The sequence below is a fragment of the Actinomadura sp. genome (genome assembly GCF_044508335.1).
Classification (GTDB): domain Bacteria; phylum Actinomycetota; class Actinomycetes; order Streptosporangiales; family Streptosporangiaceae; genus Spirillospora.
On sequence record NZ_JBIQHY010000016.1, the window covers coordinates 47,901 to 63,922 of the forward strand.

Annotated in this window: 17 protein-coding genes and 1 pseudogene; 13 read left to right on the plus strand and 5 right to left on the minus strand. The window is 70.9% G+C overall.

Features of this window, described 5'->3' with window-relative positions; genetic code table 11:
• A partial coding sequence (locus tag ACIWVC_RS09060) for a glycosyltransferase (protein ID WP_396453979.1) occupies window positions 1-665 on the plus strand: 665 nt, incomplete at its 5' end.
• Window positions 666-752: 87 nt separating this feature from the next.
• Here the strand turns inward: ACIWVC_RS09060 and ACIWVC_RS09065 are convergent.
• The 5 genes from ACIWVC_RS09065 to ACIWVC_RS09085 form a co-directional block, all read right to left on the minus strand.
• Complete coding sequence (locus ACIWVC_RS09065; RefSeq protein ID WP_396453980.1) at window positions 753-3,119, minus strand: ATP-binding protein; 2,367 nt, start codon at window positions 3,117-3,119, stop codon at window positions 753-755.
• Window positions 3,106-3,387, minus strand: a complete 282-nt coding sequence (locus ACIWVC_RS09070; protein WP_396453981.1) for a hypothetical protein — start codon at window positions 3,385-3,387, stop codon at window positions 3,106-3,108. Before ACIWVC_RS09070 ends, ACIWVC_RS09065 begins: the two co-directional genes overlap by 14 nt.
• 440 nt (window positions 3,388-3,827) lie before the next feature.
• Window positions 3,828-4,538, minus strand: coding sequence for a Crp/Fnr family transcriptional regulator (locus tag ACIWVC_RS09075; protein WP_396447597.1), 711 nt, complete (start codon window positions 4,536-4,538; stop codon window positions 3,828-3,830).
• A 72-nt stretch (window positions 4,539-4,610) separates the two neighbouring features.
• The gene (locus ACIWVC_RS09080) at window positions 4,611-5,360 is read right to left on the minus strand and encodes an SDR family oxidoreductase (protein ID WP_396453982.1); all 750 of its coding nucleotides are present in this window, start codon (window positions 5,358-5,360) and stop codon (window positions 4,611-4,613) included.
• Window positions 5,361-5,574: 214 nt separating this feature from the next.
• Complete coding sequence (locus ACIWVC_RS09085) at window positions 5,575-6,498, minus strand: SDR family NAD(P)-dependent oxidoreductase (RefSeq protein WP_396453983.1); 924 nt, start codon at window positions 6,496-6,498, stop codon at window positions 5,575-5,577.
• A gap of 56 nt (window positions 6,499-6,554) precedes the next feature.
• Between ACIWVC_RS09085 and ACIWVC_RS09090 the strand changes: the two genes are divergently transcribed.
• The 12 genes and pseudogenes from ACIWVC_RS09090 to ACIWVC_RS09145 all read left to right on the plus strand — a co-directional run bounded on the left by ACIWVC_RS09090 (window position 6,555) and on the right by ACIWVC_RS09145 (window position 16,003).
• Window positions 6,555-7,019 carry a MerR family transcriptional regulator gene (locus ACIWVC_RS09090; protein ID WP_396447594.1) on the plus strand — a complete coding sequence of 155 codons (465 nt, stop codon included), beginning with the start codon at window positions 6,555-6,557 and terminating at the stop codon, window positions 7,017-7,019.
• Window positions 7,020-7,108: 89 nt separating this feature from the next.
• Entirely contained in the window at window positions 7,109-7,294 is a 186-nt protein-coding gene (locus ACIWVC_RS09095; protein ID WP_396449560.1) for a tripartite tricarboxylate transporter TctB family protein, read from the plus strand.
• Entirely contained in the window at window positions 7,291-7,695 is a 405-nt protein-coding gene (locus ACIWVC_RS09100; protein WP_396453984.1) for a PaaI family thioesterase, read from the plus strand. Before ACIWVC_RS09095 ends, ACIWVC_RS09100 begins: the two co-directional genes overlap by 4 nt.
• 123 nt (window positions 7,696-7,818) lie before the next feature.
• Window positions 7,819-8,187 carry an AMP-binding protein gene (locus ACIWVC_RS09105; RefSeq protein WP_396449562.1) on the plus strand — a complete coding sequence of 123 codons (369 nt, stop codon included), beginning with the start codon at window positions 7,819-7,821 and terminating at the stop codon, window positions 8,185-8,187.
• Complete coding sequence (locus ACIWVC_RS09110; RefSeq protein WP_396449563.1) at window positions 8,082-8,648, plus strand: hypothetical protein; 567 nt, start codon at window positions 8,082-8,084, stop codon at window positions 8,646-8,648. The genes ACIWVC_RS09105 and ACIWVC_RS09110 overlap by 106 nt, the downstream gene beginning before the upstream one ends.
• Before the next feature lie 148 nt (window positions 8,649-8,796).
• On the plus strand, window positions 8,797-9,483 hold the full coding sequence (locus ACIWVC_RS09115) for a GntR family transcriptional regulator (RefSeq protein ID WP_396449564.1): 687 nt from the start codon (window positions 8,797-8,799) through the stop codon (window positions 9,481-9,483).
• 216 nt (window positions 9,484-9,699) lie between these two features.
• Window positions 9,700-11,427, plus strand: a complete 1,728-nt coding sequence (locus tag ACIWVC_RS09120) for an ABC transporter permease (RefSeq protein ID WP_396449565.1) — start codon at window positions 9,700-9,702, stop codon at window positions 11,425-11,427.
• 86 nt (window positions 11,428-11,513) lie between these two features.
• Window positions 11,514-13,226, plus strand: coding sequence for a thiamine pyrophosphate-binding protein (locus ACIWVC_RS09125; protein ID WP_396449566.1), 1,713 nt, complete (start codon window positions 11,514-11,516; stop codon window positions 13,224-13,226).
• A 22-nt stretch (window positions 13,227-13,248) separates the two neighbouring features.
• A pseudogene (locus ACIWVC_RS09130) lies at window positions 13,249-13,737 on the plus strand (NAD(P)-dependent oxidoreductase); the annotation flags it as partial.
• Window positions 13,738-13,770: 33 nt separating this feature from the next.
• On the plus strand, window positions 13,771-14,079 hold the full coding sequence (locus ACIWVC_RS09135) for an NAD-binding protein (RefSeq protein WP_396449589.1): 309 nt from the start codon (window positions 13,771-13,773) through the stop codon (window positions 14,077-14,079).
• Entirely contained in the window at window positions 14,076-14,765 is a 690-nt protein-coding gene (locus ACIWVC_RS09140; protein WP_396449567.1) for an isochorismatase family protein, read from the plus strand. Before ACIWVC_RS09135 ends, ACIWVC_RS09140 begins: the two co-directional genes overlap by 4 nt.
• Window positions 14,766-14,845: 80 nt before the next feature.
• A complete protein-coding gene (locus ACIWVC_RS09145) occupies window positions 14,846-16,003 on the plus strand; it encodes an ABC transporter substrate-binding protein (RefSeq protein ID WP_396449568.1) in 1,158 nt (385 codons plus the stop codon).
• Window positions 16,004-16,022 lie beyond the last annotated feature (19 nt).

A 16,022-nucleotide genomic window follows, 5' to 3' on the forward strand; every position in this document is an offset into this window, starting at 1 on the left:
CCGGGTCCGCCGTCGGCTCCGACGCCGGGGAGCCCGGTGAGCGCACCGCCCCGGCGGGCCGCCCGCTCGTCATGATCATGGGGCGGCTGGAGGACGCACGGCTCAAGGGCCTCGAACTCGCCGCGAAGGCGATCGGGCACGCCTGGGCGCTGGATCCGCGCGCCGCGGACTGGGAACTGCTGGTCCGCGGGGCGCCGGCGGGCGGCGAGCACCGGCTGCGCGAGCACGTCCTCGACCTGATCGGCCACCGGTCCGCGAACGTGACGGTGCGCGCCTACTCCCCGGAGACGTCCGTGATCCGGGACGACCTGCGCCGCGCCAGCCTGCTGCTCATGCCGTCCCTGGTGGAGGGGTACGGGCTGGTCGGGCACGAGGCGATCGCCATGGGGACCCCGGCGCTGGTCAGCGCCCGCAGCGGGCTCGGCGAGCTGATCACGGAGGTCGCCCCGGAGATGGCGCCGGACCTCGTCGTCCCCGTCCGGCACGACGACGCGCTCGACGTCCCGGTCTGGGGCCACCGCATCGCGGCGATCATGACGGACCGGACGGGGGCGTACGCCAGGGCGGAGGCGGCGCGCAGCGTCCTCGCCCGGCGGCGGACCTGGGCGATGGCGGCGGCGGAACTGCTCGGCCTCGTGCGCGCGGGCGGCCGCTCCGGCGGGTGAAGGCACGGCCGACAGGCCACCACGGCGGCCCGTCCGGGCACCGGCGCGGCTGGAGAACGCTGGACGGGGCTGGACGCGGCCGGGACGCTACCCGGCGTCCGCCGCCAGCTTCGCCCGGACCGCCCGCGCCGCGGGATGGCGCATCGCCTCGAACAGCGCGAGCGATTCGGCCCGCCGCGCCCGTGCCCGCGCCGGATCGCCGGCCTCCCGATGCGCGTCGGCGAGGTCGTCCAGGACGTGCGCGGCCCAGAACCGGTCGCCGAGGCGCCGGTCCAGCTCCAGCGACTGCTCGAACCGGACGATCGCCCGCTCCGGCGTGCCGAGCCGCCGTTCGATGCGCCCGATGGTGCGCAGCGCGTCGGCCTCCCCCTCCGCGTAGCCGGCGCGGCGGTAGAGGCCGAGCGCCCGGCGGCCGAGGGGGAGCGCGTCACCGTACCGGCCGAGGCGTTCCCGCTGCCGGGTCACCGAGGTCAGCGCGTCCGCGCGGGCCAGCAGGCTCCCGACCTCGGCCGATCCGCTCAGCGCCTCCTCGGCGTGCGCGAGGGCCTCGGCGTGCGTGCCCGCCGCGTCGTGCAGCCGGGTGAGGGACAGGTGCGCCTGGAACGTCCCCCGGGCGTCGCCGATGGCGCGGCACTCGGCGAGCGATGTCTCCAGCAGCTCCCGCGCCTCCGCCCGCTCGCCGATCCTCGCCAGGCCGTCGGCGAGCAGCCGCATCGAGACGGCCTGCACCAGCCGGTCCCCGGTGCGCCGGGCGGCGGCGAGCCCGGCGCGGTGGACCGCGACGCGCTCGGCGCGTCGGCCCGTCCGGCGCAGGAACACCGTCGCCGCCCAGGCGAGCCGCCACACGTGCCCGTCCAGGCCCTCGGCGGCGGCCTGCCGCATCGTCGCCTGCAGCACGGGAAGCTCGGCGGTGAACCAGGCCAGCGCGCCGGCGGGGCCGTCGATCGGCGGGACGGGCGACGCGGACCCGGCGTCCGGCAGCTCGCCGGCCCGGCACGGTTCCAGCCGCGCGGCGGCCCGGACCGCCGCGGCCAGGTAGAAGTCGGCGGCCCGCCGGACCGCGGCGCGCCTGCCCGCCTCGTCCTCGCGGGCGGCCAGCCGCCGGGCGAACGCGCGCAGCAGGTCGTGCGCCGAGTACCGGCCGCCGGCCTGCTCTTCGAGCATGTGCGCGGCGGTCAGCGCGTCCAGCTCGGCGCGCGGCGGGCGGTCCGCGCCGAGCAGCGCCGCGCAGGCGTGCGCGTCGATGTCGGGCCCGGCGTGCGCGCCGAGCAGCCGGAACAGCCGGGCGGCCGGGGCGGGCAGCAGCGCGTAGGACGACTCGAACACCTTGCCGAGGTCCAGGTCGGCGGCGCCGGCGCCGAGCGCGTCGAGCCGGTCCGGGAGGTCGCGGAGCCGGGCCGCCAGCTCCGCCAGGGAGGACTCCGGGCGGCGGGCCGCGCGGGCCGCGACGATGCTCAGCGCGAGCGGCAGCCGCGCGCACAGCGCCGCCAGCTCCCCGGCCGCCGCCCGCTGCCCCGCGACGCGGTCCTCGCCGAGCCACCGCTCCAGCAGGAGCCGCGCCTCGCCCGGCGGCAGGACGTCCAGCGTCACGCGGTGCGCGCCCTCCCGGACGACCAGGCTGTCCAGCCGGTCCCTGCTGGTCACCACCGCGATGCAGGACGGGGTGCCGGGCAGCAGGGGGCGGACGCCCTCGGCCGACGCGGCGTTGTCGAGGACGACCAGCATGCGCCGGTCGGCCAGCATGCTCCGGTACAGCGCGGCCTTGGCGTCCAGCCCGTCCGGGATCGACTCCGGCGCCGCGCCGAGGGCCTGCAGGAACCCGTGCAGGACCTCGCCGGGATCCACCGGCCCGCGCGGGTCGAAGCCCCGCAGGTTCACGTGCAGCTGGCCGTCCGGGCAGCGCCGCCGGATCCGGTGCGCCCAGTGCAGCGCCAGCGTCGTCTTGCCGATCCCGGCGGTGCCGTCGATCGCGACGATGAGCGGTGCGCCGCCGCCCGCCGCGTCCAGCAGCCCGGCGAGCCGCCCGAGCTCGGCGGCCCGCCCGGCGAACCGTCCGGTGGCGGGCGGCAGCTGGCACGGTGCCGGCACGCCGCCCGCGCGCCGAGGCGCCCGCTGCTGCGCCACCTCGATCGCGTCCCGCAGCGTGCTCAGCTCGCGCATCTCCGCCGGGTCGGCGCCCAGCTCGGCCAGCAGCCGGTCGAACACGTCCGCGCGGGGCAGCGTCGTCCCGTTCAGGTAGGCGTACAGGCTGCTCTTGGAGACGCTGATGCGCCTGGCCAGCTCCTCCCGGCCGAGCGCGCGGCCGAGCCGCCGCTCCCGCCGGCAGACCAGCAATGCCAGCCGCTCGGCCAGCCTCGCCTTCGGCGGTCCGGGGGCGTCCCCGGACCACGCGGACGACTCGTGGGCCACCGTCTCCTCCGCGCGTCCCGGTGCCTGCCCGTCAGTCGCGGGCATTCTCCCGCGACTCGTCCTTCGTCCACCACGAATAGACCTGGATCGCCAGGTAGCCGAGCGCGATGACCGGGACGACGAAGATGATGACCGGGAACTCGAAGGTGCCGGACGTCTGGTTGGCGACGAAGAAGCCGTAGGCGACGAACGCGACCCCGGTGCCGCTGATGCTCAGCCGCTCGCGCAATTTCGTGTCGGGCATGACGACCCCTGCGATCGCCATGATGACGCCGGAGATCACGGAGAAGACCTCCCAGACGGACCAGTTCATCGAGCACCTCTCAGTGGTGGGACGGGTCGGCGGGCCGCTCGGCCCTTCCGACAGGCCGTCCAGCGGGCCGAGATGGGGGCGGAAACGGAAACGCCGTCCTTGATCAGTCGGGCGCCCCGGCATGCGGAGATCGGTGCGCCGATCCATTGATTCGCCGACGCGGCTCCCGGACGAGAAATGCCGTCCATATCGAGGGCTCCCCCCTGGCCGTCTGGACGGCCCAACTTTCGAGAAGCCCTCCGCGTCGGTCAACGCGGCGGATTCCGGCGACGGAACCGTGATGATCTGAACCGCCTCGAGGAAACGATCTCCAATTCTTCGTAACCCCAGGTCAGCCGGTACATGAATTGGATTCGCCCCGCTCCCGCGCTGGGCCGGTCATCCGTTGCGCGGCGATTTCAGGCGCGGAAAGTACCGGCGAGTATGGCGCACGTGCGCCATCACTCCCGCAGGAACAGGCTCAGCCCCGCCGGGTCCAGGACGGTGATGGAACCGTGCCGCGTGGAGACGATCCCGCTCGCCCGCAGCTTCGTGAGCGCCCGGACCACCGACGCGCGGGACACCCCGAGCAGCTCCGCGATCTCGTGCTGGAACCTGGGCGGCGCCGCCCCCGCCGGCCGCTCGCCCGGTCCCGGCCCGCCCAGCAGCCGCGCGACCCGGGACAGCACGCTCTGCTCCGCGGCGCTGCGCTCGTCGTCCGCGCTGCGCAGCCGCTCGGCCGTGACGCGCAGCAGGGCCCGCTGCAGCCCGGCGTGCCGCCGCGCCACCGCGTCGAACGCGCTTTGCGGCAGCACCAGGACCCGCCCGCCGCGGACGGCGGCGACGGTCGCCGAATGCGGCCTGTTCAGCACCAGGGACATCTCCCCGATGATGTCGCCGGGCCCCCGGCAGGCGAGCCATCTCGGCCCGCCCGCGGTCCGGCGCGTGACCTTGACGTGGGTGTCAAAAAGGACCATGACCGTTTCCGATCGGCGTCCCTCGGTGCACAACTCGGCGGCATCCGGGAAAACACGGACCCGGCCCGCCCGGCACAACTCCCGCCGCTCCTCGCCGTCAATCAATGACCAGAAGGCGTCCAAAGAATCCCTCCCCCGTCCGGGGGAACTCTTCCCGATGGGACGCCTCCTCCGCTCCCTTTTCCCCGTCCGCATGCGGCCGTTCCCTGACCGTTTCCGGCAGGCCGCCGCACGCACCGGTCCCAGTGCCCGCGGCGGCCGGCGCGCCTAGAACATCGCGCCGTTGGCGCGTACGGTCTGGCCCGATACCCAGCCGGCGTTGTCGCTGATCAGCCAGCCGACGACCGGGGCGATGTCCGCGGGGTCGCCCAGCCGGCCCCGCGGGCTGTGGTGCCTGGCGGCCTCGATGGACTCGGGGGTCTCGGCCGCCCGGTAGAACGAGTCGTCGATAGGACCGGGGGCCACGGCGTTGACCGTGATGCCGCGGTCTCCGAGTTCCTTGGCGGCGGCGAGCACCATCCGCTCCACGGCGGCCTTGGACCCGGAGTACAGCCCGTACGGTCCGGTCATGACCGAGGTGAGCGTGGTGGACAGCACCACGTACCGGCCTCCGTCGGACAGGTGCCGGGCGGCGGCGCGCAGCGTGTTGAAGGCCGACCGGACGTTGAAGTCGATCAGATGGTCGAATTCGTCATCGGTGAACTCGGCCAGCGGCTTCTTGATGACCGCTCCCGGGGTGTGCACGACGATGTCCAACCTGCCATGGCGGGCCATCACTCCCTCGAACAGCTCGTCGACTTCCGCGGATATCCGTGCGTCGGAACGGACCGCCTCCGCCGTCACCTCGTACTTTTGCAGCACCGCCGGCGTCTCCTGGGCCGCCGCCTCCTGATCGGCATAACTGATCACCGTGGTCGCGCCTCGCGAGGCGATGTTCTCGGCGAACGCCGCCCCCTGATTGCGGCTCCCACCGACCACCAACGCCACGGCGCCTTCGAGATCCCGTGCGTTGGGCATTACCTGCCTCCTGTCGTGTTCGTGCTAGTGCCAGTCGAAGGCGAGGCGCCTTCGACCTCTTGCGTGCCGATGGACCCCGTCCGGCCGCCGCTACGAGCTGGGGGAGAAACCGGACGGGGCAACGCACGTCGTCAATGGCGGTTTCGATGCGGTACTGCTAGAGCCCCGCCCGGATCAGCCCGCGCCGGGTGAGGACTCGGCTGTGGGCCACGCCTCAAGAAATGAGGTCGAGACCGGTCAGCTTGGTCGAGACCGCCCACAAAGACGCGGCCTCATCGCTGTCAGGCGGCCCCTCCGTGATGCGGCAGTCGGCGCAGTAGGCGCCGCCATGGTCGTCGAGTTGATGAGACGTGGCCGCCCACACCACCGTCGCGGCCCCCTGCTCGGGGGACTTGAACAGTTCCGGTTTGGGGGTGCCGTCGTCATCGAGCCAGCCCGCGGCGGTCATCTCGGCGACGGTGAGATGCCGCTGCAGGGACGTCATGATCCATCCGGGGTTGACCGAGAAGGCGTGGACGCCGGACCGAGCGCCCAGCCCGTCGAGATGGCGGGCGAAGAGAATGTTCGCGAGCTTGGACTGTCCGTACGCCGCCCACTTGTCGTACCCCTGGGCGAATTGCATGTCGTCCCAGCGAATCTTCCAGTCCGAGTTGTAGCCGGAACTGACCGCCACGACGCGGGCGTTGCCGGCGGCCGTGAGGGTCGGCCACAGCAACTGCGTCAGCGCGAAGTGCCCGAGGTGGTTGGTGGCGAACTGCGCTTCCCAGCCGGGGCCGACGCGCGTTTCCGGGCAGGCCATGATGGCCGCACCGGCGATCAGAACATCGATCGCAGCATGGCGGCGCTGGAACCTTTCAGAAAAGGCTCGGACGGAATCCAGATCGGCCAAGTCGAGTTCCTCGACCTCCACGCCTTCGATCCCGGCGAGTGCCCCGCGCGCGACGTCGGGCCTCCGAGCCGGGACGACGACGCGGGCCCCGGCCGCGGCGAGCGCACGACTCGCCGCGAGACCCAGACCGGAATAGCCACCGGTGACCATCACCGTCCTGCCGGTGAGATCGATACCCGCGAGAACCTCGTCGGCGGTACTGGCCGCCCCGAATGCGTCGCGTCCTGCCTGACCTGTGCTGTCTGTCATGCCGCGGACGCTAGATGCTAGACGAAGGTCTAGGTCAAACGTCTACGATCGGTGGAATGAAGGCCGCGGGTGTGAGCATCGGCGAAGTGGTGAGGCGCACAGGGTTGAGCGTCCATACCCTGCGCATGTACGAACGTGAGGGGCTCCTGATCGGAGAGGTGCGGCGGGACGATCAGGGCCGCCGGGTGTACACCGCCTGGGACATCGAGTGGCTCGGCAACTGCGTGAAGTTCCGTGCCTCCGGCATGCCGCTGGCCACGATCCGCCAACTGGCCCAGCTCGTCCGCGAGGGCACCGGCAACGAAGCGCAGCGACTGGAACTGCTGCGCGAGCACCGTCGCCGCGTCACCGAGCAGATTGCGCAACTGCACGACTGCCTCGCCCTAGTCGACAGCAAAGTGGCCGCGTACGAACAACACCTCGCCGCCGGCGGCGCCGGCGACCCCTGGCAGCCCCCAGCGCAGGCACCCGCCACCACACCCCGCCCCGACGCGGACGACCGACAAACAATCAAGCGATAGATGCCCCGCACCGCAGAGGCCGCCCCCTCCGTGACGAGGCTCCAAGCCATGCCGTGGCACCCCGCCCACCGGTCGCCGTGGTTCCCGGCGTGCTCTGGCGGCAGACCGCCTTCGCGCTCTGGGCGGTCGGCTTCGCCGCCTCGATCCCGCTGGCCCTGCTCTTCTTCCTGCTCGTGCTGGCCCGCGAGGGGTGGCGGAGGTCCCTGCTGGTCAGCGTCGGTGGCTGGCTGTTCTTGTACGGGCTCTTCGTCCAAATACTGGGGGTTCCGCTGTGACTCTGGGACAGAACATGCTCTACGAGTTCGCGGAGGACCTGCCGCCCGGCGAGGTCCGCGCGGTCGAACCGGGCACGGCGCCCGTGCCGGACGGCTGCCTCCTCGACGTCCTCGGCATCGAGCCCACCCACATCGGCCGGGGCGCGTGCCGGGCGCGGATGCGGATCGGGGCCCGGCACCTCAACCAGCGGGGGCTCGTGCAGGGCGGCGCGATCGTCGCGCTCGCCGACGCGGCGGCCGGATGGGCGTCCTACGCGGCGCTGCGCGAAGGCCGCTTCACCACGCTCGAACTGAACTGCGACTTCATGGGCCGGGCCGCGGAGGGCGGCGTCCTCCGCGGCGCTCCGCGGAGGACGCCGCCCCCGTCCATCTCGGGCGGCGGACCCTTGTCCTGGACGTGACCGTCCGGGATCCCGACCGGGCGGCGGACCGCGCCCCGGTGGCCCGTTTCTCCTGCACCCAGCTCGTCCTGAGCGCGGCATGAACACGTCCCCGACCCTGTGGAGGCGGCTTGATGGTTCCCCTTGAGCAACGGACCGTGGCGCACGTGCTGCGCGGAGGCCCACGCGGACCGGATCGCGGTCCGTGACGAAGGCGGCGAGGTCTCCTACGGCGAGCTCCTCGGACGGTCCACCCGCGCCGCGGCGGCGCTGCGCGGCCTGGGGGTCGGGCCCGGCGACACCGTGCTGCTGATGCTCGACAACAGCATCGACCACGTCGTCGCCTGGTTCGGGGCCTCGTCGAACGGTTCGAGCACCTGCACGCCGACCCCCACTTCGAGGAGCCGGTGCGGGACGTCCTCGGCGAGCGGACGTTCGACCTCGTCGTCGCGACCTACGGCCGGCTGCGGCTCCTCGTGGACGTCCTCGCCGGGCGGACCGGCCGGATGGTGACGATCGGGGGGACGGTCTACGAGCGGCAGCGCTGGTCGCGCCCCGCCGACGAGACCGCGTCCGCCGCCGCGATGGGGGCGGAGATCGAGCTGGTGAACTATCCGCGCGCGGCGGGACGGCCGGTGTACTTCTGGGGCGGCGGCCGCAACCTGGAGTCGATGGGCTCGGGCGGCCCGCCGCCGACCCATCACAAGCTGCTCGACGGCTCCCGTATCCGCGCCGAGCTGGGGTACCGCGACATCGTGGGCTTCGAGGACACGATCGCCAGGACCGTGGAGTGGTACATGAAGCACCCGCTCGAACGCGGCGGCCCGGACGAGCGCCGGATAGGCGACCCGTTCGACTATGCCGCGGAAGATCGGTTCGCGGCCGCGCTGGCGGAATTCGTGGCCGGCTGCGGACGGCTGGATTTCGCCGGGGTAACCCTCACCCACTCCTACGATCACCCCAAATCTGCATGACATGTGCAGTCAACGCGGCGTGTGATGGGAGTTGAACGATTGCGCGGAGGGCGGCGGGAAGCTCCGCCCGCCCCTGGTATACTGTTGCGTACTACGTGCTCTGACCTGCGCATGGCCGGTCGTGTGAGACCTCTGTACTGGGACGGATATGGCTGGGAACGACGCATCGGCGGCGAAGGTGAAATATTCGTCCCCGGAGGTCCGGGTGCCTCCCTACGAGATGTTGAAGAACGCGATTCTCAGCGGCGAGCTCAAGGCCGGCCAGCCGCTCGTCGAAGCGTCCCTGGCGGCCTGGTGCCAGGTCAGCCGGACGCCGATCCGGGAGGCGCTGCGCCGGCTCGAACAGGACGGCCTGATCGAGCGGAGCGACCGCGGACTGGTGATCCGCGAGCGCAGCCCCCAGGAGATCCTGGACATCTACGAGACCCGGATCGCGCTGGAGGCCACCGCGGGCCGCATGGCGGCCGAGCGCCGCACCGACCATGACATCCGGCTGCTGCGCGGGCTGTGGGAGCGCGGCAACCGGATCCCGCCCGAGGACATCACGGCGATCGTCGAGGCGAACCGCCAGTTCCACCGGGCGGTCTGGCTGGCGAGCCACAACGACTCGCTGCTCGATCTCCTTGAGCGCCTCAACCTGCACCTGCTCCGCTACCCGGAGACGACCCTCGCGGCCCCCGGCCGGTGGAAGGTGGCGCGGGATCAGCACGGGGAGCTCGTGGACGCGATCGAGAAGCGCGACCCCGAGGGCGCCTACCAGGTGGCGATGCAGCACTTCGCCGACGCCCGAGACATCAGGCTCTCCCTGTTCGCCGAAGAGGTCTCCGAACTCTGACGGGCCGGTCGGCGGCCGTCTCGGGACGCCGCCGGTGGGCCTGCCCCGGCACGTCCGCGGCGCCATCCAGACTCGACCTCACCGCACTCCTGCTTGTGAACATGTGAAAAGCGCTGGTGAGACGGCTCATCCTAGTCAGAAGGGTTGACGTACACCGTTGTATGCAACAGAGTGTCCTCCCATACGATCAGCTTCGCGGGAAGGGCTGGAACCAGCATGCTCGATGTGGAGGCACCGCCGAGCCCGGAGCGGCCGACGACGGCGACCCGGCGGCCGCGGTGGCGGATCAGCAGGAACCTCCTCGTCATGGTCGCGCTCATCGCGGTCATCGGATACTTCACGATCGGCCCGGTCGCCTACCTGATCAACGGCACCTTCAGCGGGGACTCCGGGTTCACGCTCGAATACATCCGTTCGACCTACACGGCGCCGGGAGTCGGCGACACGATCCTGACGACGGTCCTCTACGCGGTCGGATCCGCGGTCTTCGCGGTGGTGCTCGGCGCGAGCCTCGCCTTCGTCGTCGCGCGCACCGACACCCCGGCCAAGAGCCTGGTGATAGCCGCCTCCCTGGTGCCGCTGATCATCCCCGGCGTCCTGCACACGATCGCCTGGCTGCTCCTCGCGAGCCCGCAGATCGGTGCCCTGAACAGCCTGCCCGGCGTGCACGTCAACATCTTCAGCATGTGGGGCATGATGTTCGTGCAGGGCCTGCACACGGCCCCGCTGGTGTTCCTGCTGACGCTGACCGCGTTCCGCGGCATGGACCCGAGCCTGGAGGAGGCGTCCCTCGCCGCCGGGTCCAGCATTCCGCGGATGCTGCGGAAGGTCACCCTGCCGCTCGCCCTGCCCGCCCTGCTCGGTTCCCTGATCATCGCGGTCGTCACCGGGCTGGAGTCGTTCGAGGTGCCGGTGCTGCTCGGCGCGTACGAGGGCAACCGGGTGGTCACGAGCGAGATCTGGGACGCGCTGAACGCCTACCCGATCCGCTACGGCGAGGCCGGGGCCTACGCGCTGGGCCTGCTGGTGCTGACCGTCACCGGTGTGTACCTCTACTCCCGGGTGCTGCGCAACGGCAAGCGCTACGCGACCGTCACCGGCAAGGGATTCCGGCCCCGGACGATCAACCTCGGCCCCTACCGGTGGGTGGCCGCGGCGTTCGTCGCCCTGTACTTCCTCGTCGCGATCATCATGCCGATCTTCATCCTCGTCTACGCCTCGACGCAGAAGATCTACACGGCGCCGTCGGTGGAGACCCTGACGCATCCGGGCGCGGACAACTACCGGTCGATCTTCGCCAATCCCGACACGGTCACCTCGCTGAAGAACTCCGCGGTGCTCGCGGTGGGATCGGCGACGGTCGTCATCGCGATCATGGGCTTCACCGCCTGGTTCATGGCCCGGAGCAAACTCAAGGGCCGCTGGCTCCTCGACGCGGTCTCCACCGCGCCGATCGCCATTCCCAGTGTGGTCATCGGTGTCGCGCTGCTCTTCGTCTACCTCCGGGCGCCGGTCCCCATCTACGGGACGCTGTGGATCCTGTTCATCGCCTACGTCACGCGTTACCTGCCCTACGGGATGCGGTACGCGTCGAGTGCCATGTCGCAGATCAGCGTGGAACTGGACGAGGCCTCTGAGGTGTCGGGGGCATCGGTGCCCCGCACCCTGCGCAAGATCGTGTTTCCGCTGCTGGCGCCGGGTCTGCTGGCCGGCTGGATCTACATCTTCATCGTCTCGATCAGGGAGCTCGCCAGTTCGCTGCTGCTCTATTCGCCGGGGAACCAGGTCCTTTCCATTCTGATCTGGGAGCAATACCAGAACGGCTCCATCGGCGGGCTCGCGGCGGTCGGGACACTGCTGATCGCGGCCCTGGTCATCTTCGTCACCATTCTGCTCACGCTGTCGCGCAAGAGCGGCGCGTCCGACATCGGCGGGCGTATCTGACGGCGCCGGACAGGCCGGTGAGCACACGAATCAAAAAGGGGGTCATATTGACCGGGAAACGCGTGCCTGAATACGGGTCGGATGTCATGGCCGACGCCGTGAACGCCATGGGATACCGATACGTCGCCCTCAATCCGGGTGCGTCGTTCCGCGGGCTGCACGACTCGCTCGTCAATTACAGCGGCAACCGTCCCGAGCTGATCCAGTGCCTGCACGAGAACGTCGCGGTGGGCATCGCGCACGGCTACGCCAAGGCCTCCGGCGAGCCCATGGCGGTGATCCTGCACAACGTCGTGGGGCTGCTGCACGGGGCGATGGCCATCTACTACGCCTACATCGACCGGGTGCCGATGATGATCCTCGGCGGTGCGGGCCCGATGGCGCTGGACAAGCGGCGGGCGAACATCGACTGGATCCACAGCGCGAACGTCCAGGGCAACGCGGTCCGCGACTACACCAAGTGGGACGACCAGCCGGCGTCGATCAAGTCGATCGCGCCGACGGTGGCGCGCGGGCACCGCGTCGCGATGATCGAGCCGCAGGGCCCGGTCTACATCGCGATGGACGGCGCCCTGCAGGAGCAGCGGCTGACGGAGCCCGTCGAGTACCCGAACTTCGAGCGGTTCGCGGTGCCGTCGTCGATCGGCGCGGACGAGAAGGCGCTGGCCGCGCTCGCGCGGATGCTGATGGACGCCCGGCGGCCGGTCATCATCCCCGGCTACGCGGGGCGCAGCCCCGAGGCGTTCGGGCTGCTCGTCGAGCTGGCGGAGCTGGCCGGCGCGGGAGTCGTGGACTCCCACCACCGGCTCAACTTCCCGAACCGGCACCCGCTGAACGCCGAGGGCACCGCCGCGCTCGGCGAGGCCGACCTGGTCCTGTTCCTCGACGTGAAGGACATGGAGCGGCCGACGAAGACGACCGACTACACCACCCGGAAGATCACGTCCCGGCTGGCGCCCGACGTCAAGATCGCCGACCTCGGATACAACGACCTGGCGATCTCGTCGTGGACGCACGACTTCGCCTCGCTCGAAGAGGTCGACCTCCAGGTCACGGCGGACACGACCGTCGCCCTCCCGAGGCTCCTGGAGCTGAGCCGGGAGATCGCGGCGGAGGAGAACCCCGCGCGCCGCGCCGAGCGGGAGGCCCAGGCCGCCCGGATCGGCAAGATGCACGAGGAGACGTGGGCGGGATGGCAGCGGGACGCCGAGCGGGTCTGGGACGCCACCCCGATCTCCACGGCCCGCCTCGCCGCCGAGGTGTGGGACGCGGTCAAGGACCACGACTGGGTGCTCGCGCCCGGCACCGCCAGCGAGTGGGCGTACCGCATCTGGGACTTCGACCGGCCGTACCGGCACGTCGGCAAGACGCTGGGCACCGGGACGCAGATCGCCATCTCCATCGGCACCGCGCTCGCCCACCGGGACGCGGGGCGGCTGGTGGTCGATCTGCAGCCGGACGGCGACCTCCTCTTCGATCCGCAGGCGCTGTGGACGGCGGCCTACCACCAGATCCCGATGCTGGTGGTCATGTTCAACAACCGCGCCTACTACAACGACTGGCTGCACCAGGAGCGGATGGCGAACGTGCGCGGCACGCCGGTCGAGAACGCCTACCTCGGCATGGAGATCGACAAGCCGGCCCCGGACTTCGCGAACCTGGCGCGGTCGTTCGGCTGGCACGGGGAGGGCCCGGTCACGGACCCGGCGGACCTCGGTGCGGCGGTGCGCCGCGCCGTCGACGTAGTGATGAAGGAGCGCCGGCCGGCGCTGGTGGACGTCGTCTGCCAGTACCAGTGAGGCGCGGAGCAGCAGCAGCAGCAGGAGGAGGAGGGGTTCGATGAGTTCTGTGGGGGTCATCGGCGTCGGCCGTATGGGCACGCCGATCATGGGCCATCTGGTCCGGCACGGCCACGAGGTCCGGGCCTTCGACGTGAACGCGGAGCGCCGCGCCGATGTCGAGAAGGCCGGCGCCCTCTGGTGCGAGGACGTCGCCGACCTGGCGCGGGAGTCGGAGTTCATCCTCCTGTGCGTGGGCTACGACCGCGAGGTGGTCGAGGTGACGACGCGGCCGGGCGGCCTGCTCGACTCCGCGGCGCCGGGCTCGGTGATCGCGATCATCAGCACGGTGCTGCCGGACACGGTCGAGGAGCTGGCCGAGCTCGGTGCCAGGAGCGACGTGAGCGTCGTGGACGCGGCCGTCTGCCGGGGCAGCTGGTACGCCGACGAGGGGACGCTGCTGTCGTTCATCGGCGGGCCGGCCGAGGTGTTCGAGCGGCTGAAGGGCGTGGTCAGCGCCTACTCCAGCGACATCGTCCACTCGGGCGCGGTGGGGACGTCGCAGGTGTGCAAGGCGGCGAACAACCTCGTGCTGTGGGCGTGCCTGATCGCCGACCACGAGGCGTTCGCGCTCGCGGACCGCTACGGCATCGACATCGAGGTCCTGCGGCAGGCGCTGCTGATCTCCAGCGCGACCAACGGCGCGCTGACCCTGTGGGGCAAGCAGACCATGGCCTGGGCCGAGGACGACATGGTGATCGTGGGCGCGATGGCGGACAAGAAGGGCATCGGGCTGCCGCAGGCCGGGCTGAACCGGGAGATCTGCAGGTCGCTGCTGCCGCGCCGCTACGACCTGGAGAAGTACGGGATATGAACACGGCTCCCTGGGACGCGTTCCTCACCGACCAGGACAGGGCGGTCTTCGCGGCGGGCGGCTACGGGCGGCGGGCCGAGCTGGGCGAGCGGCCGGCCCTGCTCGTCATCGACGTCACCTACGGGTTCTGCGGCGACCGTCCCGAGCCGATCCTGGAGTCGGTCAAACGCTGGCGCAGCTCCTGCGGCGAGCGGGCCTGGGAGGCGCTGCCGCATGTCGGCCGCCTGATCGAGACCGCCCACCGGCGGGACGTCCCCGTCGTCTACACCCGGGGTGCGCCCCGGCGCGCGGACGGCTTCGACCGGGGACGCTGGGCCGACAAGAACGCCCGGCAGGCCGCCGACACGCCCCGGGTGGACGAGTTCGTCGCCGAGATCGCCCCGCAGGAGCGCGACCTGGTGATCGAGAAGCGCAAGCCGAGCGCGTTCTTCGGCACGACGCTCATCAGCCACCTCGTGTCGCTGCGGGTCGACACCCTGGTCGTGTGCGGGACGACGACGAGCGGCTGCGTGCGGGCCACCGTGACCGATGCGTTCTCCTATGACTACCGGGTCGCGGTCGCGACGGAGGCGACGTTCGACCGCGGCGAGGCATCGCACGCGATGGCGCTTTTCGATCTGGACATGAAGTACGCCAACGTGACTCCGGTGGAGCAGATCATCGGCTATTTCGACGCGCTCCGATAACGGCGGCGACCCGAATCCACCCTTGACGTACACCATTGTATGCAATAAAATTCCGGCGTATTCATTGAAAGGAGCGGCCGATGTCACGTTCCATCCTCGGAATTGACCGGGTACGGTGCCGCGGTCTCAGTGCGATTCTGGTGGCCGCCGGCCTGGTGCTCGCGGCCTGCGGCGGCTCGCCGACGGTAACCGGAGCGGGCGGCCAGGGCGGCTCCGCGAGCGACGACAAGCTGGAGGAGGTCTACTCCCAGCTGGACGGCGTCACCGACCTCCAGAGCCGCCGTGACAAGCTCATCGACCTCGCCAAGAAGGAAGGCGGGTCGGTCACCTGGTACACCGCGTTCAACGCCGATGACGTCGCCCAACTCGTCAAGGACTTCAAGTCCAAGACCGGCATCACGGTGAAGGTCTACCGGGCCGGCTCCGCGACCGTGCGGCAGCGGACGGAACAGGAGGCCTCCGGCGGCGGGATCCGCGCCGACCTGATCTCGGCGACCGGCAGCGATCCGGGGATCATCGCCAAGGAGGGCCACTACGCGAAGCTGAAGTCGCCGATCACCGACCAGCTCATCCCGGAGGCGGTGTTCCCGGAGTGGTTCGGTGACCAGGTGTACCCCTTCGCCGTGGCGTGGAACAAGGACGCGTATTCGCAAGGGCCGAAAGACTATCGGGACCTGCTGACCAACTTCACCGACGGGATGGCGATCGAGCAGACCGACGCCGACTGGCTGTACGGAATGGTCGCCTACCTCCGCAAGGAGGAGGGGATGTCCGAGGACGAGGCGCTGAAGCTCGTCGGCGACGCGATCAAGAAGTCGACCCCGTTCGACGGGCACACCTCGATGACGGAACTGATCGCCGCCGGGCAGTTCAAGATCTCCCCGGACAACTATCACTACCGGGTGCTGAAGACGATCAAGGGGGGCGGCAAGCTCACCTGGAGCCCGGACGTCGGGCCGATCATCTCCGAGTTCGGCGGCACCGGCATCGCCAAAGGCGCCGCGCATCCCGCGGCCGCGCTGCTGCTGGCCGAGTACATCATGGTGGACAATCAGAAGACCCAGTGGGTCAAGTCCCAGCGCACCGCCACCCTGAAGGGCTCCAAGATCGGTGTCAACGCCACCGAGGGCGCCGAGCAGTTCTTCATCGACTACGAAGGCCTGATCGCCGACATCACCCGGTACCAGAAGCTGTTCAGCGACATGATCGCGGCGACCGGGAAGAAGGCGCGCTCCTGACCGCGGGTGCGGCGCACGC